Genomic DNA, 22,481 nt, shown 5'->3' with positions numbered 1-22,481 from the left:
AGGGTCCTTTGGGATGGGAGTACAGAAAAAGAAGAGGTCACAGTCTTAGAAGATCTTGAAGATCAACCCTGCGACGAGGAGCACGACGACACCGACGGCCATGACCGCGGCGGAGACGATCAGAATCAGCGGAAGGCGGCTCGCCTTGCGCGGCTTCATCGAGTTGATGACATCGCCGGAGGCCGTGTTGGTACTGATGGCACGAATCGCACGCACCGGTGCCGATTCTGGATCGGAGTCTTCGCGGTCGTCCGCCTCGAGCAGCGCATCCACGTCCGAATGGTCGTAGCGAGCCGGGTGCACCCCGGTGGATCCCATGCTGCTCGGCAGATTGATCGATCCGGTGATCAGGATCTCACCGGTGCCGCTGAGCGGACCCATGATGTCTTCCCCGGTCGGCATCGACGGCAGGACGAGGGCGCTCGTGGTGAGGGCCCCGCTCGTAGCTCCGACGTCGCGGGCGAAGGTATTCTCCTGCACCTGCTCGTCGTCGTCGATGAGCGCCTGCGTCGACCAGTGGCCCACGGGGGGCACATAGGTGTCATCCGCCGCGGCGAGGCCGGTGGACGGAGCGGCTTCGGCCACAACCGGGGCTGCGTCGGCCAGGCTCGGTGCCGGAGCCTCCGATGCGCCGAGGAAGGCGTCGAATGTCGTCGGCACGGCATCGGCGCGTTCCGGTTCGACAGTGGTCTCGACAGGCTGGCCGCTGGGGAACAGCAGGTCTTCGAAGGCCGGAGCGTCGGAGGGATGCGGCTCGAGCTCGGCGACGACGACTTCGGGCTCCACGACCGAGTCGACGGCGAATACCGGGGTGCTGACGAGCTCGATGGGCGCCGATGAGTCGACCGGAGCCGGCGGGGAGTCGACGATCTCCGCCACGGTGATATCGGCCGTGGGGATCGCGCCGGTGAACGGCGGACGAAGGGGAGGTTCGATGAGCGCCGGTGGTTCGGTGACCAGGGCTGGCGCCGGCTCGGAAGCAGGAGCAGGAGCAGCCGATTCCTGCGCCCGACGCGCCTCTTCGCTCTCGAGTTCAGGGTCCACCGTTGCGCGACTGGCGCGATCACGGAAGCGTGGGCGCTCGGTGGGCACGGCCTCCGCGATCGGAATCTCAGGTGCAGGGGTCTCGGGCACGGCGGTCTCGACCGCAGGGGTCTCGGCGACAGGAACCGCCGCGACCGGTGCGAAAGCGGCTGGCGCTGCTTCGATCGGAGCGACCTCGACGGCAGCGACCTCGGGCTGGACCGGGGCGGATGCCGCGGCCGCGGCCGCGGCCGCTCGCTCGGCCTCGTCGTTCTCGCTCGGCGTCGTCACGAATCCGCCGATACCGAGTTCGCGCATCTGGCGACGGGTGAGAACCGGTTCGGACGGCGCTGCCTGGGCAGACGGAGCCGGGGGTGCAGCCTCGATCGGCACCGCGTTCACGGGAGCCGCGATCGGCTGCGGGAGCGGAGCGGCGGGCGGTGCCCAGTTCAGCGGTGGACCGACCGGGCGGAACGCGGATCGACCGGTCTCCGACGGGCTGAAGTCACGGTTTCGATAGCCCGGCGCGTCCGGAGTCGGGGTCGGCTCCACACCGGCCGACTCGTCGGAGTCATGGGGAACGGCGCTGATGGCGCGCCCACGGAAGGATGCGCCGTCGTAGCTCGGCACCTGCGGACGGGCCTGCGTGATGTAGGCGAGGGGTTCGGGCTCGACGTCGGCTCCGCGCTCGTTGGTGGCCGGCTGCTGCACGCGGCGCCCCCGGGCGATCGCAGCTTCAGAACGGCTTTCCGGCGGACCCTGCGGCGCGGACGCGCGACGCGCCTCAGCCTCCCAGCCCTGGCGGGCGATGCCGGCGAAGGACGTGTCTTCCGCGCCACTCTGCCGGGGAGTGGGGTCTTCAGGGGTCGACTGGGAATCGACGTTCTCGTCGCGTTCGGTTTGCCGAACTTGCCGCCGACTCACGGGCGGCTGGTCGTGCCATGCTGTCATGTCAGACTCCGATACAAGTGATGTTTGGAGATGTATTGAACAACACCATCGGGGACCAAATACCACACCGGGTACCCCCGGCTCACCCGGCTGCGACAATCGGTGGAGGAGATTGCGAGCGCGGGCACTTCCAGCAAGCTTACGTCCGACTCCGGTAAACCGGAAATAGTCAGCGAATGGCCGGGTCGGGTCACCGCGACGAAGTGGGCGAGCGACCAGAGTTCGGCCACGTCTTTCCAGTCGAGGATCTGGGTGATGGCATCTGCGCCCGAGATGAAGTAGAGCTCGGCGTCCGGCCTCTCCGCGTGGAGGTCGCGCAGGGTGTCGATCGTGTAGGTGGGGCCTTGGCGGTCGATATCGACCCGGCTCACCGTGAAATTCGGGTTCGCTGCGGTGGCGATGACCGTCATGAGGTAGCGGTGCTCACTCGAAGTGGCGCCGGGCTTCTGGTAGGGCATGCCGGTGGGCACGAACACCACCTCGTCGAGCCCGAAGGACTGTGCGACCTCGCTTGCCGCGACGAGGTGCCCATGATGGATGGGGTCGAACGTGCCGCCCATCACACCGATCTTCGGGCGCTTCGTCGCGCTCTCCGCCATCACGTCGTCGGTGCTAGTGATCTGTGGTGTGTCCGCTCGCCGCCGAGCCACCGGTCTTCTGGCTGTGGCGGTTTGCGACGTCGCGGAAGCTCCACACGATGAAACCGAGGGCGACGAAGACGGCGACGGCGATGAGGGGGAAAACCCAGGCCGGGAAGAACAGCGGGATCTTCGCCTCTTCCGCAGCAAGAACGATCGTGCTTAGCACCGACATCCACCAATCATGTTCAGACGTTTTCGAGTGGGTATCAGCCTACCGCCCCGCAGATGCCTATTCCCTGACCTGGCCCGCGCCACGCACGACCCATTTGGTGCTGGTCAGCTCGCTCAGGCCCATCGGACCCCGGGCGTGCAACTTCTGGGTGGAGATGCCGACCTCGGCTCCGAAACCGAATTCGCCGCCGTCGGTGAACCGGGTCGAGGAGTTCACCATCACAACGGCCGAATCCACCTCGGCGAGAAAACGCTCGGTGTTGCCGAGGTCGTTGGTCACTATCGACTCGGTGTGATGCGTCGAATAACGGCGGATGTGAGCGATCGCCTCGTCCAGCGAGTCGACGACTCTTACTGCGAGATCCAGCGACATGTATTCGGTCCGCCAGTCCTCTTCGGTCGCAGCAACGGCATCGACGAAGACGGCGCGGGTGCGTTCGTCGCCGTGGATGGTGACGCCGGACGCCCGAAGCGCGCCGAGCACGGAGGGCAACAGCCGCTCGGCCGCCGCCTCGTGCACCAGAAGGGTCTCCAGCGCGTTGCAGACGCTCGGGCGTTGCACCTTCGAGTTGTGCACGATGTCCACCGCCCAGGTCGCGTCGGCGGACTCGTCGAGGAACACGTGCACGATACCGGCACCGGTCTCGATCACGGGGACTTTCGACTCGGCGACCACGGTGTTGATGAGATCGGCGCTCCCGCGCGGGATGAGCACGTCGACCTGGCCGCGGGCCTGCATGAGCTGGCGCGCGCCGTCGCGGCCGAACTCGTCGATGGTCTGCACGGCATCCGCGGGCAGTCCGACGCTCACGAGCGCGTCCTGGATGATGGCGACGAGAACCCGGTTCGTGTTCTCGGCGGCACTCCCCCCGCGCAGCACGACGGCGTTGCCGCTCTTGAGCGCGAGGCTGGCGATATCCACGGTCACGTTGGGGCGCGCTTCGTAGATCACCCCGACGACGCCGAAGGGCACGCGCACCTCGCTGAGCCGGAGGCCGTTGGGCAGGGTCTGGCCGCGCACGTTCTCGCCGACCGGGTCGACGAGGGAGGCGACGAGTCGCACAGCGTCGGCGAGCCCTGCGAGGCGCTTCTCGTCGAGCCGGAGACGGTCCTGCATCCCGGCACTCAGTCCGTTGTCTCGGCCGTTGGCCAAATCGAGATCGTTGGCCGGGATGATCCGGTGCGCCTGCTCGACGATGGCGGCGGCGATCGCGTGGAGCCCAAGGTTCTTGAGAGCAGCGTTCGCGGTGGCGAGCAGAAGGGAGGCGGCGCGCGCCGCCTCTAGTTTCTCGGTGAAGGAGCGCGTGGCGACGACGGTCTCAGGCATGACGCCAGTGTAGTTGCGCGGGCTCAGCCGACCGATGCGGCGGCGAACCAGGTGCCCAGTTGCGCCCCGTCCAGTGCTGCCGCCACATCGCGGGTCGATGCGAGAAGAACGGGGGTCCCGGATGCCGCGGCGAGCTTCGCGGCGGCGACCTTGGTGCCCGCTCCGCCTGTGCCGACACCGGCCGACCCGATGTCGCCGAACTCGACCCCGGTGAGGTCGTCGTCGAACGCCACTTCGGCGATGCGCCGGGCGCCGGGCTGCTCCGGCGGGCGGGTATAGAGGGAGTCGATGTCGGAGAGCAGCACGAGCAGGTCCGCGCGCACCAGCTGCGAGACGAGCGCCGCGAGCCTGTCATTGTCGCCGAACCGGATCTCGTGGGTGGCCACCGTGTCGTTCTCGTTGACGATCGGCAGGATGCGCAGGTCGAGCAGGCGCTCCATAGCGCGCTGGGCGTTGCCGCGATGGGTCGGATTCTCGAGATCCCCCGCGGTGAGCAGCACCTGTGCGGCGACGATCGCGAAGCGGTCGAGGCTGTCCTGATAGCGATAGATAAGCACGTTCTGGCCGACGGCGGCGGCGGCCTGCTGGGTCGCGAGGTCGGTCGGCCGGGAATCGAGCTTGAGGTACGGCATCCCGGTGGCGATGGCGCCGGAGGAGACGAGGATCACCTCGGTGCCTCGCCCGTGGGCCGCCGCGAGGGCGTCCACGAGAGGGGTGATCTGGTCGACATTCGCGCCACTGATGGACGACGAGCCGACCTTGACGACGATGCGCCGCGCCGTGGGGATCCCGCTGCGCGAGAGGACCGGGTTAGACATCCGCCGGCGAATCCTCCGACTCGGACTCGGTATCCCTGGCGACGTCGCCGTCCTTGCCCGTGATGGCGAAGCCCTCGTCGTCGTTCCACATGCCGGCTTCGCGCTCGCGCATGAGCTCCGCGCGGGCCTCGGCCTTGCTGTCCATGCGATCGAGGTATTCCTGGCGACGGGTCTTCGACGTCGGACGGTCGTTCTGTACGAGCCGCGGGTCGGTGCCGCGAGGGGCTGTGAGCAGCTCCGCGGTGGAGGTGAGCGTCGGCTCCCAGTCGAAGGTGACCGGCCCGATGATCACCGTCGAGCCGGCGACAGCCCCCGCCTTGAACAGCTCGTTCTCGACACCGGACTTGGCGAGGCGGTCGGCGAGGAAGCCGATCGCCTCCTCGTTGTTGAAGTCGGTCTGGGCGACCCAGCGCTCGGGCTTGCCGCCCACGACACGGTAGATGTTGCCGCCGGATCCGCCTTCGACCTTGACCGTGAAGCCGGCATCGCCGGTCGCTCGCGGTCGGAGCACGATCCGCTGCTTCACCGGAACCGCGGCCTTCGTGGCGCGTTCGGCATCCACGAGCTCGCCGAGGGCGAAGGAGAGCTCACGCAGGCCTTCGCGGCTCACGGCGGAGATCTCGAACACCCGATAGCCGCGAGCTTCGAGTTCGGGACGTACGAGATCGGCGAGCTCACGTCCCTCCGGAACATCGACCTTGTTGAGGGCGATGAGCTGTGGGCGGTCGAGTAGCGGGAGCTGGCCCTCAGGCACGGGATAGGCGGCGAGCTCCCCGAGGATCACGTCGAGGTCGCTGATCGGGTCGCGGCCGGGCTCCAGCGTCGCGCAGTCGAGCACGTGAAGTAGCGCGGAGCAGCGCTCGACGTGCCGCAGGAACTCGAGACCGAGCCCCTTGCCCTCGCTCGCGCCCTCGATGAGACCCGGTACGTCGGCGACGGTGTACCGCGAGTCACCGGACTCCACGACTCCGAGGTTGGGATGCAGCGTGGTGAAGGGATAGTCCGCGATCTTCGGCTTCGCCGCCGAGATCGCGGCGACGAGGCTCGACTTGCCGGCCGACGGGTATCCGACGAGTGCGACATCCGCCACGACCTTGAGCTCGAGAAAGACATCGCCCTCCCAGCCGGGGATGCCGAGCAGCGCGAAACCCGGAGCCTTGCGCTTCGTGGACGCGAGGGCGGCGTTGCCGAGCCCGCCCTGGCCACCGGGGGCGACGACGTAGCGCATGCCCGGCTCGGTGAAGTCGATGAGCTCGTTGCCCTCGGCGTCTTTGACGACGGTACCGAGCGGAACGGCGAGCTCGACCTCCGCGCCGTCGGATCCGCTGCGGTTGTCACCCATGCCCTGCCCGCCCTTTTCGGACTTGCGGTGGGGGGCGCGGTGGAAGCCGAGCAGCGTAGTCACGCCGAGCTCGCTCACGAGCACGATGTCTCCGCCGTCACCGCCGTTACCGCCGTCGGGCCCGGCGAGAGGTTTGAACTTCTCGCGCTTCACCGAAACGCAGCCGTCACCGCCGTCGCCGGCGCTGAGGTGGAGAGTTACCTGGTCAACGAAGGTAGCCACAACGCATCCCTTCGCTTATTGCTGGTTAACAGGCAAGAGCGAGCCGAAGCTCGCTCGTGCCCGATGATCTGTGCTGGTCGAGTAGGTCGCTCAGCGACCGTGTCGAGACCCGCGAGTGGCCCTGACTACGCGGCGACCACGATGTTGACGACCTTGCGGCCACCCTTCGCGCCGAACTCGACCGCACCGGCGGCGAGGGCGAAGAGGGTGTCGTCGCCGCCACGGCCGACGTTGACGCCGGGGTGGAAGTGCGTGCCGCGCTGGCGGACGATGATCTCGCCGGCGCTGACGACCTGGCCGCCGAACCGCTTGACGCCGAGGCGCTGTGCGTTGGAGTCGCGACCGTTACGGGTGGAGCTTGCGCCCTTTTTGTGTGCCATGAGTGTTCAGCCCCTAGTTACTTGATGGAAGTGATCTTGATGCGGGTGAGCTCCTGGCGGTGGCCCTGGCGCTTCTTGTACCCGGTCTTGTTCTTGAACTTCTGGATAACGATCTTCGGGCCGCGGAGGTCGCCGACGACTTCGGCAGTCACCTTGATCTTCGCAAGCGCGGCAGCATCGTGGGTGATCGTGTCACCGTCGACGTGAAGAACGGGGACGAGCTCGACGTTGCCGTCTTTGTCGGCCTTGATGCGGTCGAGGACGACAATGCTGCCGACCTCGATCTTTTCCTGCCGACCACCGGCGCGCACAACTGCGTAAACCACTTGGGAACCCTAACTCTGTGAACTGTTGCCGATGATTTCGGCAGAAGTCTTGGTGTGCATTCGGTTGCGGGCTTAGCCCAGCACACACCGAAGGTCAACAATAGTCGATGATCGGCGCTTCGGTCAAACGCTGAGGGGCGTGTTCACGCCGTGTCGACGATGCCGACGATCTCGTGCTCGGACGGATGCCGTTCGAGCCACATCCGCAGCAGGACGCCGACGAGGACGACCAGCGGCGCGACCGCCAGGAACTGCTGCCCGGCGGTGGCGAGGGAGATGCCGAGCGACTGCAGAAGCCGCTCACCGGCGATCTGGCCGAGCCGGATCTGTCCCATCATCCCGTTGGTGAAGAGAACAGTAGCGGAGGTCACGAGGACGGTGAGGAAGACGAGGACCGCACCCACCGCTGTCGCGAGGAGCGATCGCGTGAAGACATGCACGACGTGCAGGTCGGGGCCGATCGGGGCGATGAACCAGAAGCCGAGCACCACGCCGACAGCCAGCGGAACGGCGGCGGTCGCGAATTGGGTGGCATAGCTCGCCCACCATTGCCAGGCAGGCACGTCGCCGGAGCCGAGGAACGACAGTTGGCCGATCAGCGCGTTCAGCACGTTCTGGACGAGGCTGACGGCGAGAACCACGAGCCCTGACGCTAATGCGACGAGGAAGCCGTGCTGTCGCACGACGCGACGGGCGAGCGTGGTCATCTTCTCAACCTCCTGTTTAGACTCGGCCAATGACCGTCCTGATCGACCAGCCTAGGTGGCCGGCGCACGACATGCTCTGGTCCCACCTCGTGAGCGACACCTCCCTGGGCGAATTGCATGACTTCGCGAGCCGGATGGGCATTCCCCGGCGCGGTTTCGATCTCGATCACTACGACGTGCCCGAGACCCGGTACGACGAACTCGTCGCGGCGGGTGCGGAACCGGTGAGCATCCGGCAGCTCGTCGAACGGCTGCGGGACAGCGGGCTGAGGGTGTCCCAGCGCGATCGCCGGCGACTCTAGCTCCACCCGGGAGCAGTCGCGCTACCAGCTCTCGTCGAAGCCCTCGACGCTGCGCACCACGGCACCGCTCGCGATGTCGATGAACACCGTCGAGATCGACGTGGACTGCGCATCGACCGGGTAACCGTCCGAGACGCTCGAGGCATAGTCGGGGATGACGTTGACGGCGACGAACTGCCCGTTCGGAGAGATGCTGAAGCCCTCGATGCTGCCCGCGTCATCCTTCGTCTGGTAGAGCACTCGCGCGGTCGTGCCGCTCTCGTAGATGAGGTAGCTCTGGAACTTCCCGCCGGTTGCCGAGTCGAACACCGCCACCTGCTGCACCCGGTCCGTGCCCTTTCCGAGGAGCACGACATCGCCGCCGTAGGTAGACGCCCCGGCGATCGGCAGTGACGGGATGCGCGTCTCCTTCCCGTCGGCCAGCGAGTACGCGATCGTGCCGAAGACATCGCTGACGACGATCGTCCTGCCGTCCGGAGAACTGCGACCGAGCGAGGTGTACTGGCCAAGAGGCACCGGCGGGCCGGTCTTGGTCGCATCGATCAACAGCACGGTCTGGTCGCTTCCCTGGGCGACGATGCTCGTGCTGCCGCCGAGGAAGCCCCAGTCGAGCACCGCGAGGGGATTCCCGGCGAGGTCCGGCACGGGCGCCACGGTGTGGGCACCCGTGAGGTCCACGCGCATGAGCACCGAGTCGAACTGGCGGGCCACGGCCGGCCCGGCGCTGGTGAACACGAACCCGAGGAGGCCGGCCGCCGATTCGCCCTGGAGTTCGTCGACGGCGCCCTGGCCCGGCAGCTGGATCTGCTCGACGAGCTTGCTCGAGATCCCCACGAGCGACAGCGCACTGGTGCCGTCGTCGGCGAGGGTGGTGACGGCGATCGCTTGGGCGAAGACCACGAATTGCTGGATGCGCGGAGCCGAGTAGACGACGGTGCGTTCGCTTCCCGTCAGCCCGGTGCGGATGATCGAGTCGTCCTGGCCGCCGCCCGCGGCCGGGTCAGCCCTGTCGAGGTAGTAGACCTCGGCGGGTGCGGTGGTGAACGAGTAGTCGAAGGTCGAGACGCGCGGCTGGAAGGCGTTCGCGACATCCGAGACCCGCACCGAGTACGTGGTGGAGTAGCGGAGTCGGTCGCTGAACTGCACCGCGATCACTGCCCCGGTGGTGCTCACCGTGAACGGCACTGCGGGGCTGACCGATACGTGCTTCCGTGCAACATCGCGGATGCTCTGGTTGGCGAACAACCGCAGCTGCTGGCCCGCCTGGGCGACCACGCGTTCGGCATCGACGCTGCCGCTCGAGAGCTTGGGACCCTGCAGGTAGTTGAGTCCGGCGAAGCCCGCAACGAGGATCACCAGGGCGACGACGGTGATCGTGAGCGCCCGGCGGAACGGGGCGGCCTCGCCGCCGGCATCCGTGTTGTCGGACCCTGTGGGGGTGTCAGTAGAGGTATGGCTCACTCGGCTGGTCCACTTTCGTCGTCGCCGTGGGAACAAGGGCGATGGGCTGCTGGCTCTTCGTGCTCGGATTCGTCTCGAACGACCCGCTCACCTTCACCCATTCGTCGGCGGCGAAACTGTTGCGCCAATCGGGCAGGTAGACCGGAACGCCTACCGGCTGGGCGTCGACCGCGCAGCAGGTGATCACGAAGCGGGAGACGTAGAAGACGTTCTGCGGGTCATCCTTGTCCGTGGTGATGAATCCCACCACGTTCGCCGCCTTGTCGCGGTAGAAGCTCGCGTCGGTGGTCTGCCGAAGCAGCGATGACCAGTCGAGCACCGTGAACCGCGCGAACGCGCCCGCGGGGGCGGATGCCGCGGAGTCGACGGTCTTCGTGTCGGAGCCGACCTGCGTGCTGTTGATCACGCGCTGGTCTGCAGTGGCCGTGGTGAGCGTCGCCGGAGGGACCACCACCAGCGCTACGGCGACGACGAGGGTGACGACCGTCGCTGCGATCGAGATGATCCGCCGGTAGCCACGTGCGGGCGGCTCGTCGTCGTGCCCGTGCTCGTGCTCGTGCTCGTGGGCCGACGACCGCCAGAAGCTCGCTACGACCAGTACGAGCCCCAGCGCGGCCATGATCACGGTGAACACGATGTAGCGGGGGTGGATGTAGAGGATGAGCTGATTGGTGACGGCGAGCCAGACCGTCGAGACGAGGGCGGCGACGCAGAGGGCGATGCCCTGCCACCGGGTGAATCTAGGCAAGATAATTCACGACCAATCCGATCAGGGCGCTGAGCAACCCGACGATCACGGTGAGTTGCACCAGCACCTTCGCGCGGAACGTGGTGCGCATGAGGGTGAGCATCTTGATGTCGATGATCGGCCCGAAGACGAGGAACACGGCGATCGACCCTGGCATGAAGGTGCTGGCGAAGGGCAGGATGAAGAACGAGTCGACATTGGAGCAGACGGAGATCACGAAGGCGAGCACCATCATCGCGAGGATCGACCACAGCGGATTGCTGCCGAGGCTCAGCAGCACCGCCCGGGGCACCGCCACCTGCACGAGCCCGGCGATGAGCGATCCGACGAAGAGGGCCGGCATGATCACACCGCTCTCCCGGGTGAAGAGCTCGACGCTCTTCTGCCAGCGCGTTTGGTCGTGTTCGTGCGGGTCGGGAAGGCGGCACTCGGCGGCGAAGCGATCGGTGAGCAGGCTGTCCTGGTCGGGGTGCTTCGAGAAGAGCCATCCGATCACATTGGCGATCAGGAAGCCGCCCACCAGTCGGGCAGCGAAGATCCAGCTGTCGAAGCCGAAGGCCTGCCCTGTGGTGAGGATGGTGATCGGATTCACGATCGGGGCGGCGAGCAGGAAGGTCATCGACTCGGAGACCGTGAAGCCCTTGACGATGAGCCCGCGGGCGAGCGGCACATTCCCGCACTCGCACACCGGGAGGAAGATTCCGAGGAACGAGATCATCGCCCGCCGGAGGAAGGCGTTGCGCGGCAGGATGCGCATGATCCACCGGTCGGGGATCCAGACCTGAACGAGGATCGACAGTACGATACCGAGGATCACGAACGGCAGCGACTCGATGATCACGCTGATCGACAGAGTGAGGAGGTCCTGCACGCGGTTGGGCAGTGACCACGGCCCGAGCGCGGGAGTGAGGGCACGCACGGCGAAGACGCCGATGATGCCGGTGAGCCCGAGTGACAGACCCACAACGGTGGGCGTCCGGATACCGCTTCGCTTGCGCTCTGCTACCCGGATGCCCACCTGCGGAATCCTACGACGGGACGGTGTTCCGACCCCGCAGGCTCGCTACTCGGCGCCCGAACCCTCGGTCGATTCGGAGGTGCGCACCGTGCCGGCACTGGATGCCCGGCGCGAGACGCGGGAGCGCCCCTGCCCCGGCTGCTTCGGTTCGGGAAGGGCGTCGAGCACGGAATCGAGGATCTGCTCGGCGTCGTGAGTGGAGATGCGTCGCGGGCCGCGAGAGTTCTTCTTCACCGGGATGTCGAGGATCTCGACGGCGGCTTCCGCGGCAGCGATCGTCACCGCCTCGACCAGCGGCGCCTCGACCACGCCTTCGGGGCTCAGCGCTGTCTGGTCCTCTGCACCCGACTCAGCGCCCTGCTGGACGGCAGACTGCTCGGCCGGGGCGGGAGCGACCTCAGCGCGCTCTTCGACCGGCGCGTGCGCAATGGTCGAGGCCGCGATCTGGGCAAGGGCGTTCTTCACGTCATCGGTGATGGCGTGGGTGCCCCCATTGGGCTTCTGGCCCGACGAACTGTTGTTCGCGGAGCCGTTCGAGCGTCCGGAGTCGTTGCCACCATTGCCGTTGCCCCCCTTGCCGCGCCCGCGACGCGGGGTCTCCGGCTGAGCGGACTGGCGATGACGGGTCACCGGGTCGTGGTGGATGATGATGCCGCGACCAGCGCAGAATTCGCAGGGCTCGCTGAACGACTCGATGAGTCCGAGTCCGAGCTTCTTGCGGGTCATCTGCACGAGGCCGAGCGACGTGACCTCGGCGACCTGGTGCTTCGTGCGGTCCCGGCTGAGGCACTCGACGAGGCGGCGGAGTACGAGGTCGCGGTTCGATTCCAGCACCATGTCGATGAAGTCGACCACGATGATGCCGCCGATGTCGCGCAGGCGCAGCTGGCGCACGATCTCCTCGGCCGATTCGAGGTTGTTCTTGGTGACCGTCTCCTCGAGGTTTCCGCCGCTGCCGACGAACTTGCCCGTGTTCACGTCGACGACGGTCATGGCTTCGGTACGGTCGATCACGAGTGATCCACCGGACGGCAGCCAGACCTTGCGGTCGAGAGCCTTCTCGATCTGCTCGGTGATGCGGTACTCGTCGAACGAGTCGACGGTGCCCTCGTAGGTCTTCAGCCGGTCGACGAGGTCCGGGGCCACCTGCGAGAGGTAGGTCTTGATGGTGGCTTCGGCATCCTCGCCCTCGATGACCAGCTCGTGGAAGTCCTCGTTGAAGACGTCTCGCACGATCTTGACAAGGAGGTCGGGCTCGCTGTGCAACAGGGCGGGAGCCTGCACATTCTCCAGGGTGGCGCTGATCGCGGCCCACTGGGCGGTGAGACGGTTGACATCGAGAGTGAGCTGCTCGTCGGTGGCACCCTCGGCGGCGGTGCGCACGATCACGCCGACGTTCTCCGGAAGCACCTCCTTGAGGATCTTCTTGAGGCGGGCGCGCTCGGTGTCGGGCAACTTGCGGCTGATGCCGTTCATCGACCCGTTGGGCACGTAGACGAGGTAGCGGCCGGGCAGCGAGACCTGGCTGGTGAGACGGGCACCCTTGTGGCCGACCGGATCCTTCGTCACCTGCACGAGCACCTTGTCGCCGGGCTTGAGGGCGAGTTCGATGCGACGGGCCTGGCTCTTGCCGTCGGCGGAGTTCTCCGCTGCGGCCTCCCAGTCGACCTCACCGGAGTACAGCACGGCGTTGCGTCCGCGCCCGATGTCGACGAAGGCGGCCTCCATGCTCGGGAGCACGTTCTGCACGCGGCCGAGGTAGACGTTGCCGATCAGGCTGGCGTCCGCCGCCTTGGCGACGTAGTGCTCCACGAGCACGCCGTCTTCGAGCACCCCGATCTGGATGCGGTTGAACTTGGAGCGCACGACCATCTTGCGGTCGACGCTCTCGCGGCGGGCGAGGAACTCGGCCTCGGTGATCACCGGGCGGCGGCGACCGGCGTCGCGACCATCGCGGCGGCGCTGCTTCTTCGCCTCGAGGCGGGTGGAGCCACGCACCTTGGTCGGCTCGTTGCTCAGTTCGGGGGCCGGGCGCGGGGTGCGCACCTTGACCACCGTGTTCGTCGGGTTGGAGTTGCCCGAGTTCGGGGTCCCCGAGTCACGGTCCTCATCGCCGGCACGGCGACGGGAGCGGCGACGGAGTGTCGTCTGCTCGCCATCGTCGTCACGAAGGTCGCGATCCCCATTGCGGTCGCTGTTGCGGTCGCTATTGCGATCGTCGGTGCGGTCGCTGTTGCGAGAGTTGCGGGAGTTGCGTGGAGCGCGGTTGTCGCGTGGCTCGTCGTCGAACTCGTCATCGCGAGCTCCCGGCCGCGGCGGGAGCACCGGAAGGTCGGGCGCCTGGAACAGCAGCGACGTGGTCGGGCGCGCGATCGGCGCTTTCTTGGGCGCGGTCGCCTTGGCGCCGGCCGGAGCCGCCGCTTCGGTGGACGGGGCGTCGAAAGTCAGGGTGTCTGCCGTGCCCGCATCCGCTGTGGGTGCGTCGGCTTTGCCTGCAGAGGCGCGGCGGGCCGGGGCGCGCTTGGCGGGGGCTGCGGTATCGGCCGCGGCGACAGCCGTCTTCGGCTCGTCGCCGTTCCTCGGCTGGTCGGCCTTCGCCGCTTCCGGGGTCGCCGGCTGCTGTGTTGTCGGCTGCTGTGTTGTCGGCTGCTGTGTTGTCGGCTGCTGTGTGGTCGGCTGCTGGGCTGCCACCTGCTGTGTCGCTGCCGCTTCCGGTGCCGCAGTGGCCTTGGATGCCCGACGCGATCCGAAGAGTCGCGAGCGCTTCTTCGGTTCGTTCTGCGCCGAGCCGTCGTTGTTGTTTGTAGTTGTCTCCACCATCGCTGGTGCACTCCTAACCCGGAACGGGAAGCCGCGCGACCCGTCGGGTACTCTCTCGTCGCGGTTTTCGACTCCGGCGGTTCTGGCCTCGGTCGATGCGCCGCTAATTCTTCGCTTCGAAACCGGCCCCCGGCCCCCGGTCGCTGTGACACGCTGGGGCTGGCTCTGGTCTCGTTCGCTTGTCTTGGTGATTCTGTTCGGAACTCGCTATCCGACACGCTCTCGATGGGGAGCGATCCTTGACGGATCGCAGCCGATTCAGCGCCGCCCGGTGTCGTGTTCGGCAACCCTCAGGTTTCGTCACACGACTTCACGTCACTCAGTGCCCGGTAAGCATTCTTTGGCGTCATATCGAGCGCGGCTCGCATGACTAGATCAAATTATCGCATGCCTTGCCAGTTACGCGGCATTTGGCCCATGCAATAATCCTCAGGGTGACCACGACCGCCCCGGCTCCCCTCCCGCGGCGTGGCATCCTCGCCCTCACTCTCGCGGGTGCGCTCGGGGTCGCGGTGTCGTTTGCGAGCACGGTGATCGCCTTCGTCGGTATCGAGTCCGCTTCCGGCATCCCGAAACTCACCGGGGCGGACAACGAGCTCGGATATCCCTCTTCCGCGTTCTCGATGGCGCTCTTCGTCATCGCCCTCACGGTCGGCGCCGCCCGGTTCGCGGGGGCCGACATCTCCCCGTCCTGGTGGCGTGCACTGGCGACGATCTTCGCTGTCGGGCTGGTGTTCCAGGTCTGGGCGGCGTATCTCTCCTTCACCTGGCTCCTCGCAGCCCAGCTGGTGCTCATGGCCGTGGTCTTCGGCCTCACAGTGCCCCATCTCCGTCGCGACGGTCGGCCCCTCGAGCTCGGGATGTTTCTCGCGGTGGCATCGGTCGCCGGATTCTTCGCCGCCTTCCGGCTCACCGTCGACAAGGTGGGCACTTTCACCACCCCGGACGTCGCACCGTCGTGCAACGTGAGCGTTCTGGTGCAGTGCGGCAAGAATCTGGCGTCGTGGCAGGGTTCGCTGTTCGGCTTTCCGAATCCCCTGCTCGGTGTCGGCGGGTGGATGGCCCTCTTCGTGATCGCGGTTCTTATAATCAGCGGAGTGTCGTTCGCGCGCTGGTTCTGGATCGCGCTGAACGTGGGCATCACGCTCGCCCTGGCCTTCGTGATCTTCCTCATCACGGAAAGCATCTTCGTGCTGGGCACCCTGTGCCCCTGGTGCATGGCCACCTGGTCGGTGGTGATCCCCTCCTTCTGGCTGATCAGCCTGTTCAACCTGAAGAGCGGCCATATTCCCGTGCCCGCACGCCTGCGCTCCATCGCGGCGACGGCCTATGGATTCATTCCTCTGATCACCCTCGTCAGCTATATCGTCGTCGCGCTGATCGCTCAGCTTCAGCTCGACGTGATCCATCGCCTGTGACCCGCCGAATGTCGAACTCCCAGCCCGTACAGTGACTCTCCCCAGCTTCACCCCGTAATTTCTGCCCAGATTTTCGTCCATCTCACAGAACGTTGGTAATCGACACATGGCTCCTTCCGGCACGTCGAACTCTCCGCAGGGCAAGAAAGATCGACGGGAGGCCGCTCGAGAGACGGCCCGCCTCGAACGCGAAGCCGAGAAGAAGCGCCAGCGCCGCAACCGGATCCTGCTCCAGGGTGGTATCGGAATCGGCATCCTCGCGATCATCGCAATAGTCGTGGCGGTCGTGGTGCAGCCCTCCGCGCCCGGCGCCCCCGGCCCGAAGAATATGGCGAGCAGCGGCATCCTCTTCACGGGAAAGGGCGGCGTGGCAACCGCAACGACGACCGCGGCGGCGGCCGCGGACGGAAAGCCGAAGGCGACGAAGACCGACAGCTCTGACGGGCTCGCCCACATCATCACCTACGTCGACTGGGCCTGCCCGGCCTGCAAATCGTTCGAAGCGACCTACGCGGCCCAGATCCAGCAGCTCGTCGCAAGCGGATCCGCAACTCTCGAGGTTCACCCCATCTCGATTCTCGACCGCAACTACCAGTCGAGCCGCTATGCCAGCCGCGCAGCCAACGCGGCCGCGTGCATCGCGAACTACGACCCGGCGAAGTTCCTCGACGCGCAGACGGTCTTCTACGACAAGCAGCCCACCGAGGGAACCTCGGGGCTCACCAATTCGGAGATCACGGCGCTGGTGAAAGAGGCCGGCATCAGCGACTCTTCGGTCACCAGCTGCATCGAGACGGAGAAATTCAAGGCATGGGTGAGCAAGTCAACCCAAGTCACTACCGGCACGGCATCGCTCATCAACGCCGAAGCCGGCGGATTCTCGACTCCGACCGTGATCGTCAACGGAAAGCGCTGGGATGGCACGGGTGACTTCCTGCAGTTCGCGGCGACCGCCGCCGGGATCACTCCGAGCCCGAGCCCCTCGACCACCCCGTAAGTGCAATCGGGGACCGGGCGCCGTCGCCCGGTCCTCATCGACGAAGTTCCCGCGAGAGGAACCGCTCTCAGTCGAACCAGAGAGCGAGCTCGCGTGCGGCGGACTCCGGCGAGTCGGACCCGTGCACCAGGTTCTGCTGCACGCGCAGGCCCCAGTCGCGGCCGAGGTCACCACGGATCGTACCGGGGGCCGCGCTCGTGGGATCCGTCGTGCCGGCGAGGGAGCGGAATCCCTCGATGACGCGCTCTCCGGCCACGCGGAACGCCACGATCGCGCCGCTCTCCATGAACTCGATGAGGGGCTCGTAGAACGGCTTGCCCACGTGCTCCTCGTAGTGCTTCGCCAGCAGCTCTCGACTCGCCTGCACGAGCTTCACGTCGACGAGCTGGTAGCCCTTCGCCTCGATGCGGCGCAGGATCTCGCCGGTGAGGTTGCGGGACACGCCATCCGGCTTGACAAGGACGAGGGTTTCTTCGGTGCTCATTGGGGCTCCTAATTGTTGGGGATTGACGGGTTCTGAAGCAGGTAGGCCGCCTTCTGGCGGTCGAGCCTTCGGCCGGTGACGAAGCAGTAGATCCAGATGGCGGCGAAGATCGCGCCGATGAAGTACATCAGTGAGAGCAGGATGCCGAGAGCGATGAGCGCGGCCTGAAGCACCCAGCCCAGCCCGACTCCGACAGGTCGGCCGGCGAGCCTTCCGGCGACGAGCAGCAGCACGACGAGAAACGCTCCCCCGCCGAACACCACGCCAGTCGGAAGCACCTGGAGCCCGTAGGCCACCATCACCACGAAGAAGACCAAGACGGCCTCCAGCAGCAGGGCGATGGAGAGCAGCGACTCCGAAGCAGAGCGAACACGACGCACCCGCGTGCGGGGCGGGCGGCTGCCATCCGCCTCCGTCATCGTTTCCAGCCCTCCGCGGCCGCCAGCACCAGAGCGTCGCCGATGAGCGTGATCGACCCCGTGATGACGACACCGCGGCGGGGTGCCTTCTCAGCCCACGCCCGGGCGGCCGCGATCGCTTCACCCGGGGTGTCGTAGTCGTCGACCGAGGTCTCGGGGGCGACTTCGCGCACGATCTCCGCGAGATCATCGACGGGCACGGCCCGCTCGGAGCTCGAGGCAGTGACGAGGATGACCTCCGCCACAGGAGCGAGGGCCGAGACGATCGAGCGTGCGTCCTTGTCTTCGAGCACACCGAGCACAATGGCCACCTCGTCGAAGGTGAAGTAGGAGCCGAGAGCCGCCGCGAGCGACTGCGCTCCATCGGGGTTGTGCGCGGCGTCGATGATCACAGTCGGTTCGATGCCGATGACCTGCAGTCGCCCGGGCGAGGACGCCGTCGCGATGCCCTCCGTAAGCACATCACCCACCAGCGTCTGCTGCCCTCCCCCGAGGAAGGACTCGACGGCCGCGATCGCCACGGCAGCGTTCTGGGCCTGGTGGTCTCCGAAGAGGGGCAGGAAGAGATCGTCGTAGGTGCCGGCGAGTCCGCGGACGGAGATGACCTGGCCACCGACCGCCACAGTGTTAGACAGCAGCTCGAAGGCGGTGCCCTGCACGGCGAGGCTGGCTTCCATCAGGTCGCTCGCCCGCTCGAGCTCGGCGAGAGCGGTGGCCGGCTGGATCGCAGTCACGACCGCGGCGGCGGGCTTGATGATGCCGGCCTTGGTTGCGGCGATGAGCGCGACGGTGTTTCCGAGTCGGGCGGTGTGGTCGAGGGAGATCGGCGTGAACACCGCGACCTGACCGTCGCCCACGTTCGTGGAGTCCCATTCCCCGCCGAGACCGACTTCGACCACCGCGACATCCACCGGGGCGTCCGCGAAGCTGGCGTAGGCGAGGGCGGTGAAGGCCTCGAAGAAGGCCAGCGGGGCGTCCCCTGCGGCTCGCAGCTCGGCATCCACCAGATCGAGGTATGGCTTGATGTCGCGGTAGTTGGCAACGAAAGCCTCGTTCGTGATCGGCTCTCCGTCGATGAGGATGCGCTCGTTCACCCGCACGAGGTGCGGGCTGGAGAAGAGTCCGGTGCGCAAGCCGTAGGCACGCAGGATGCTCTCGATGATGCGACTCGTCGAGGTCTTGCCGTTCGTGCCCGTGATGTGGATGATCGGGTACGAGCGCTGCGGGTCACCGAGCAGCTCGACCACGCGCCGGGTCGCGGCGAGGCGCGGTTGCGGATGCCCCTCACCGATGCGCGCGAGCAGCTCCTGATAGACGGCGTCGGCATCCTTTTGGAAGAGCGCGTCGTCGCCGAGCTCTGGGTCTTCGGACAGGGGATTCTTAGACATCGGTTACTGCTCCATGGATCGTTACTTCGACGAGCACGTCGCCGGTGTTCGCATACTGTCCGGCACGGATGAGGGACCGGAAGGCGCCGGCACGCCCGTGCTGGGCAGCGTACGCCTCTACACCCCCGCCGGTTTCGACAACGTTCATCACCAGCGCGAGGGTCTCTTCGGCGATGGTGTCTTCAAAGGGCTCCACCCCGGCGCGCTCCGACGAGGACGCGAAGTAGAGCGTGAGGTCGATGCGATCGCTCACCTGGAAGCCTGCTGCCTTGCGCGTGTCCTGCACACCGCGGATGAGGTCGCGGGCGAGCCCCTCCGCTTCGAGTTCCCAAGTGGTCACGGTGTCGAGCAGCACGAAGCCGCCGCCGGGCAGGAAGGTGATCGCCTGCGCGTCATCCGCCGCCTGGAGCTGCAGGTCGAATTCGGCGGGGAGCAACTCGATGCCTCCGACGACCACGTTCTCGCCGCTGGGTTTCCAGTCGCCGGCCTTGGCGGCCTGGATCACCTGCTGCACCTGCTTGCCGATGCGCGGGCCGGCCGCCCGTGAGTTGACCGTGAGCTTGCGCTGGATGCCGAACTCTCCGAGGCTTTCCTCCCCGAGTTCGCGCACGGTGACCGCCTTGACATTCAGCTCATCGCGCAGGATGTCGGAGAAGGCCCGCAGGTCGGCCGAGTGCTCCGCGACGACGGTCAGCTCCGCGAGGGGAAGTCTCACGCGAAGGCCGGTGGCTTTGCGAAGGCCGAGCCCGGAAGAGGCGATCTCGCGAACGCGGTCCATCGTGGCGACCAGCGTGTCGTCCTGCGGGAACGATGCCGCCTCGGGCCAATCGGTGAGGTGCACGCTGCGCCCGCCGGTGAGGCCCTTCCAGATCTTCTCGGCGACGAGCGGCAGGAGCGGTGCGGCGAGCCTGGTGAGGGTCTCGAGCACCGTGTACAGCGTGTCGAACGCCTCTGGGCTGTCACCGCTCCAGAAACGGCCTCGACTGCGTCGCACGTACCAGTTGGTGAGAACGTCGCCGAAGTCGCGCAACGCGTTCGCCGCGAGCGGGCTGTCGAGATTGTCGAGGTGCAGGGTCACGTCCCCGATCACCTGCCGGGTCTTGGCGAGGAGGTACCGGTCGAGCACGTCGGTCGAATCGGTGCGGAGGGCTGCCGTGTAGCCGGCCTGCGATGGTCGAGCAGGGCGCTCCGCGCCCGTGTCGAGACCCGCTTCATCGGTCTCGACACGCTCGCTGGCGCTCGCTACTCGACCAGCAGGTTTCGCGGCATTCGCGTACAGCGTGAAGAAGTAGTAGCTGTTCCAGAGCGGCAGCATGAGCTGGCGCACCCCTTCGCGGATGCCCTCCTCGGTCACCACGAGGTTGCCGCCGCGGATCACCGACGACGACATCAGGTACCAGCGCATCGCATCCGCGCCGTCCCGGTCGAACACCTCGGAGACATCCGGATAGTTGCGCAGCGACTTTGACATCTTCTGGCCGTCGCTTCCGAGCACGATGCCGTGGCTGATCACGTTGCGGAACGCCGGCCGGTCGAAGAGCGCTGTCGACAGCACGTGCAGCATGTAGAACCAGCCGCGGGTCTGGCCGATGTACTCGACGATGAAGTCGGCGGGATTGTGCTCCTCGAAGAACTCGGCATTCTCGAAGGGGTAATGCACCTGGGCGAACGGCATCGATCCGGAGTCGAACCACACGTCGAGCACGTCCTCGATGCGCCGCATGGTGGAACGGCCGGTGGGGTCGTCGGGGTTCGGTCGGGTGAGGTCGTCGATGAATGGACGGTGAAGGTCGGTAGGCCGCACCCCGAAGTCGGCCTCGAGCTCGTCGAGCGATCCGTAGACGTCCACCCGCGGATACTCGGGGTCGTCGCTCTTCCAGATCGGGATCGGCGATCCCCAGTATCGGTTGCGCGAGACCGACCAGTCCCGGGCGTTCGACAGCCACTTGCCGAACTGGCCCTCCTTCACGTTGTCGGGCACCCAGTTGATCTGTTCATTGAGCTCGACCATGCGATCACGGAACTTCGTCACGCTCACGAACCAGCTCGACACCGCCTTGTAGATGAGCGGGTTTTTGCAGCGCCAGCAGTGGGGATAGCTGTGCTCGTAGCTGGCCACCCGGAGAAGGCGGCCGTCGGCGCGAAGCTTCTGCACGAGCGGCTTGTTCGCATCGAAGACCTGGAGGCCCGCGACATCCGGCACCTGGCTCAGGAACTTTCCTCCGTCGTCGACGGAGATGATCACCGGGATGCCGGCGGCGGCGCAGGTGATCTGGTCGTCTTCGCCGTAGGCGGGCGCCTGGTGCACGATGCCGGTGCCCTCGCCGGTGGCGACGTAATCGGCCACGAGGATCTGCCAGGCGTTGCCGGTGCCCCAGGTCTCGACATCCGCGTAGTAGTCCCAGAGCCGGTCGTAGGTGACACCGCCGAGCTCGGCACCGAGGAGCGTGCGGCTGATCGCCGCGACGGCGGCGTCGGCCGAGCCGTATCCGAGGTCCTTGGCGTGGGCGGCGACGGTGTCCGCCGCGAGCAGGAATTCGGCAACGCCCTCCGCGGAGCCGTCGGATGCCCCGAGCGGACCGCTCGCTACGACGGCATAGGAGATAGCGGGCCCCACGGCGAGGGCGAGGTTCGTCGGGAGGGTCCACGGTGTCGTGGTCCAGGCGAGCGCCTTCACACCGGTGAGCCCGAGAGACTCGGCCTTCGGGCCGTCCAGCGGGAACGTGACGGTGACGGACTGGTCCTGCCGCATGCGGTAGACGTCGTCATCCATGCGGAGTTCATGATTGGACAGCGGAGTCTCGTCGTGCCAGCAGTACGGGAGCACGCGGAATCCCTCGTAGGCGAGGCCCTTGTCGTACAGCTGTTTGAAAGCCCAGATCACCGATTCCATGAAGGTGATGTCGAGCGTCTTGTAGTCATTCTCGAAGTCGACCCACCGGGCCTGGCGGGTGACGTAGTCTTCCCACTCGCGGGTGTACTCGAGCACCGATTCGCGCGCCTTCTCGTTGAAGGTGGCGATGCCCATCTCCTCGATCTGGTGCTTCTCGGTGATGCCGAGCTGGCGCATGGCCTCGAGCTCGGCGGGGAGCCCGTGGGTGTCCCAGCCGAACCGGCGGTGCACGAGCTTTCCGCGCATGGTCTGGTAGCGCGGAAAGAGGTCCTTCGCATAGCCGGTGAGCAGGTGCCCATAGTGCGGCAGGCCGTTGGCGAAGGGCGGGCCGTCGTAGAAGACCCACTCCGGGCAGCCTTCGCGCCGGTCGATCGAGGCCTGGAACGTGCCATCCCTCTTCCAGAAGGCGAGGATGCCGTTCTCGATGGCCGGGAAGTCCGGGGAGGCTTTCAGGACGCCGTCGTCGCCGACTGTGTCGTCTGCTGCCGTTCCGTCGGTCAGGGGGTAGGTCATTTCTCTCCAGGTCGCACGTTCAACTGGACGAGGACGTGATCCCGGTCTTCGATCCGGATCACGCGGTACCACCCCGCTTGCCTCCCTCTGAAGGGCGACCGCTTGTTCATTG

20 protein-coding genes are annotated in these 22,481 nt (G+C 66.7%); 3 read left to right on the top strand and 17 right to left on the bottom strand.

Features of this window, described 5'->3' with window-relative positions; all coding sequences use genetic code 11:
- Positions 1-45: 45 nt before the first annotated feature.
- The 9 genes from ACVXZ4_RS06905 to ACVXZ4_RS06865 form a co-directional block, all read right to left on the bottom strand.
- Positions 46-1,974 (bottom strand): hypothetical protein, encoded by a 1,929-nt coding sequence (locus ACVXZ4_RS06905; protein WP_461797493.1) that lies wholly within the window; start codon positions 1,972-1,974, stop codon positions 46-48.
- Positions 1,971-2,573, bottom strand: a complete 603-nt coding sequence (gene nadD / locus ACVXZ4_RS06900) for a nicotinate-nucleotide adenylyltransferase (RefSeq protein ID WP_461797932.1) — start codon at positions 2,571-2,573, stop codon at positions 1,971-1,973. The genes ACVXZ4_RS06905 and nadD overlap by 4 nt, the downstream gene beginning before the upstream one ends.
- Positions 2,574-2,586: 13 nt before the next feature.
- Positions 2,587-2,787, bottom strand: coding sequence for a hypothetical protein (locus ACVXZ4_RS06895; protein ID WP_461797492.1), 201 nt, complete (start codon positions 2,785-2,787; stop codon positions 2,587-2,589).
- Between the two features lie 57 nt (positions 2,788-2,844).
- Entirely contained in the window at positions 2,845-4,113 is a 1,269-nt protein-coding gene (locus ACVXZ4_RS06890; RefSeq protein WP_461797491.1) for a glutamate-5-semialdehyde dehydrogenase, read from the bottom strand.
- Between the two features lie 23 nt (positions 4,114-4,136).
- The gene (proB, locus tag ACVXZ4_RS06885; RefSeq protein ID WP_461797490.1) at positions 4,137-4,931 is read right to left on the bottom strand and encodes a glutamate 5-kinase; all 795 of its coding nucleotides are present in this window, start codon (positions 4,929-4,931) and stop codon (positions 4,137-4,139) included.
- Complete coding sequence (obgE, locus tag ACVXZ4_RS06880) at positions 4,924-6,495, bottom strand: GTPase ObgE (RefSeq protein ID WP_461797489.1); 1,572 nt, start codon at positions 6,493-6,495, stop codon at positions 4,924-4,926. Before obgE ends, proB begins: the two co-directional genes overlap by 8 nt.
- A gap of 125 nt (positions 6,496-6,620) precedes the next feature.
- The gene (gene rpmA / locus ACVXZ4_RS06875) at positions 6,621-6,875 is read right to left on the bottom strand and encodes a 50S ribosomal protein L27 (RefSeq protein ID WP_461797488.1); all 255 of its coding nucleotides are present in this window, start codon (positions 6,873-6,875) and stop codon (positions 6,621-6,623) included.
- A gap of 17 nt (positions 6,876-6,892) precedes the next feature.
- A complete protein-coding gene (rplU, locus tag ACVXZ4_RS06870) occupies positions 6,893-7,201 on the bottom strand; it encodes a 50S ribosomal protein L21 (RefSeq protein ID WP_461797487.1) in 309 nt (102 codons plus the stop codon).
- Between the two features lie 143 nt (positions 7,202-7,344).
- Positions 7,345-7,908: a hypothetical protein gene (locus ACVXZ4_RS06865; RefSeq protein ID WP_461797486.1), complete on the bottom strand. Its 564-nt coding sequence runs from the start codon at positions 7,906-7,908 to the stop codon at positions 7,345-7,347.
- A 29-nt stretch (positions 7,909-7,937) separates the two neighbouring features.
- Here ACVXZ4_RS06865 and ACVXZ4_RS06860 point away from each other — a divergent pair, with 29 nt between their 5' ends.
- Complete coding sequence (locus tag ACVXZ4_RS06860; protein ID WP_461797485.1) at positions 7,938-8,210, top strand: DUF4031 domain-containing protein; 273 nt, start codon at positions 7,938-7,940, stop codon at positions 8,208-8,210.
- A 21-nt stretch (positions 8,211-8,231) separates the two neighbouring features.
- On the opposite strand, the gene ACVXZ4_RS06855 is transcribed toward ACVXZ4_RS06860, so the two are convergent.
- Genes ACVXZ4_RS06855 through ACVXZ4_RS06840 form a run of 4 tightly spaced genes read right to left on the bottom strand, consistent with a single transcriptional unit; the run spans position 8,232 to position 14,257 of the window.
- A complete protein-coding gene (locus ACVXZ4_RS06855) occupies positions 8,232-9,671 on the bottom strand; it encodes a WD40 repeat domain-containing protein (protein ID WP_461797484.1) in 1,440 nt (479 codons plus the stop codon).
- Positions 9,652-10,419, bottom strand: coding sequence for a TIGR03943 family putative permease subunit (locus ACVXZ4_RS06850; protein ID WP_461797483.1), 768 nt, complete (start codon positions 10,417-10,419; stop codon positions 9,652-9,654). The genes ACVXZ4_RS06855 and ACVXZ4_RS06850 overlap by 20 nt, the downstream gene beginning before the upstream one ends.
- Positions 10,412-11,431: a permease gene (locus tag ACVXZ4_RS06845; RefSeq protein WP_461797931.1), complete on the bottom strand. Its 1,020-nt coding sequence runs from the start codon at positions 11,429-11,431 to the stop codon at positions 10,412-10,414. Before ACVXZ4_RS06845 ends, ACVXZ4_RS06850 begins: the two co-directional genes overlap by 8 nt.
- A gap of 51 nt (positions 11,432-11,482) precedes the next feature.
- Positions 11,483-14,257, bottom strand: coding sequence for an Rne/Rng family ribonuclease (locus ACVXZ4_RS06840; protein WP_461797482.1), 2,775 nt, complete (start codon positions 14,255-14,257; stop codon positions 11,483-11,485).
- A 434-nt stretch (positions 14,258-14,691) separates the two neighbouring features.
- Between ACVXZ4_RS06840 and ACVXZ4_RS06835 the strand changes: the two genes are divergently transcribed.
- Positions 14,692-15,675 carry a vitamin K epoxide reductase family protein gene (locus ACVXZ4_RS06835; RefSeq protein WP_461797481.1) on the top strand — a complete coding sequence of 328 codons (984 nt, stop codon included), beginning with the start codon at positions 14,692-14,694 and terminating at the stop codon, positions 15,673-15,675.
- Between the two features lie 106 nt (positions 15,676-15,781).
- On the top strand, positions 15,782-16,672 hold the full coding sequence (locus ACVXZ4_RS06830) for a DsbA family protein (RefSeq protein WP_461797480.1): 891 nt from the start codon (positions 15,782-15,784) through the stop codon (positions 16,670-16,672).
- Between the two features lie 67 nt (positions 16,673-16,739).
- Here ACVXZ4_RS06830 and ndk read toward each other — a convergent pair whose 3' ends face one another.
- From ndk to ileS, 4 genes are read right to left on the bottom strand one after another with little or no spacing between them, the layout of a single operon-like run.
- Positions 16,740-17,156, bottom strand: coding sequence for a nucleoside-diphosphate kinase (gene ndk / locus ACVXZ4_RS06825; RefSeq protein ID WP_461797479.1), 417 nt, complete (start codon positions 17,154-17,156; stop codon positions 16,740-16,742).
- 8 nt (positions 17,157-17,164) lie between these two features.
- Positions 17,165-17,575 (bottom strand): DUF4233 domain-containing protein, encoded by a 411-nt coding sequence (locus tag ACVXZ4_RS06820; RefSeq protein ID WP_461797478.1) that lies wholly within the window; start codon positions 17,573-17,575, stop codon positions 17,165-17,167.
- The gene (locus tag ACVXZ4_RS06815) at positions 17,572-18,963 is read right to left on the bottom strand and encodes a bifunctional folylpolyglutamate synthase/dihydrofolate synthase (protein ID WP_461797477.1); all 1,392 of its coding nucleotides are present in this window, start codon (positions 18,961-18,963) and stop codon (positions 17,572-17,574) included. Before ACVXZ4_RS06815 ends, ACVXZ4_RS06820 begins: the two co-directional genes overlap by 4 nt.
- Positions 18,956-22,369, bottom strand: coding sequence for an isoleucine--tRNA ligase (gene ileS, locus ACVXZ4_RS06810; RefSeq protein ID WP_461797476.1), 3,414 nt, complete (start codon positions 22,367-22,369; stop codon positions 18,956-18,958). The genes ACVXZ4_RS06815 and ileS overlap by 8 nt, the downstream gene beginning before the upstream one ends.
- Positions 22,370-22,481: the final 112 nt, after the last annotated feature.

The sequence above is a fragment of the Lacisediminihabitans sp. FW035 genome (assembly GCF_054880895.1).
Note: the sequence above shows the minus strand (reverse complement) of the source record. Positions and strands in the feature narration are given on the sequence as shown.

Bases quoted from the DNA above. Each gene is read 5' to 3' on its own strand.
- ACVXZ4_RS06905 (WP_461797493.1), bottom strand. From the start codon at position 1,974: ATGACAGCATGGCACGACCAGCCGCCCGTGAGTCGGCGGCAAGTTCGG.
- nadD (WP_461797932.1), bottom strand. From the start codon at position 2,573: ATGGCGGAGAGCGCGACGAAGCGCCCGAAGATCGGTGTGATGGGCGGC.
- ACVXZ4_RS06895 (WP_461797492.1), bottom strand. From the start codon at position 2,787: ATGTCGGTGCTAAGCACGATCGTTCTTGCTGCGGAAGAGGCGAAGATC.
- ACVXZ4_RS06890 (WP_461797491.1), bottom strand. From the start codon at position 4,113: ATGCCTGAGACCGTCGTCGCCACGCGCTCCTTCACCGAGAAACTAGAG.
- proB (WP_461797490.1), bottom strand. From the start codon at position 4,931: ATGTCTAACCCGGTCCTCTCGCGCAGCGGGATCCCCACGGCGCGGCGC.
- rpmA (WP_461797488.1), bottom strand. From the start codon at position 6,875: ATGGCACACAAAAAGGGCGCAAGCTCCACCCGTAACGGTCGCGACTCC.
- ACVXZ4_RS06865 (WP_461797486.1), bottom strand. From the start codon at position 7,908: ATGACCACGCTCGCCCGTCGCGTCGTGCGACAGCACGGCTTCCTCGTC.
- ACVXZ4_RS06860 (WP_461797485.1), top strand. From the start codon at position 7,938: ATGACCGTCCTGATCGACCAGCCTAGGTGGCCGGCGCACGACATGCTC.
- ACVXZ4_RS06840 (WP_461797482.1), bottom strand. From the start codon at position 14,257: ATGGTGGAGACAACTACAAACAACAACGACGGCTCGGCGCAGAACGAA.
- ACVXZ4_RS06830 (WP_461797480.1), top strand. From the start codon at position 15,782: ATGGCTCCTTCCGGCACGTCGAACTCTCCGCAGGGCAAGAAAGATCGA.
- ndk (WP_461797479.1), bottom strand. From the start codon at position 17,156: ATGAGCACCGAAGAAACCCTCGTCCTTGTCAAGCCGGATGGCGTGTCC.
- ACVXZ4_RS06820 (WP_461797478.1), bottom strand. From the start codon at position 17,575: ATGACGGAGGCGGATGGCAGCCGCCCGCCCCGCACGCGGGTGCGTCGT.
- ACVXZ4_RS06815 (WP_461797477.1), bottom strand. From the start codon at position 18,963: ATGTCTAAGAATCCCCTGTCCGAAGACCCAGAGCTCGGCGACGACGCG.
- ileS (WP_461797476.1), bottom strand. From the start codon at position 22,369: ATGACCTACCCCCTGACCGACGGAACGGCAGCAGACGACACAGTCGGC.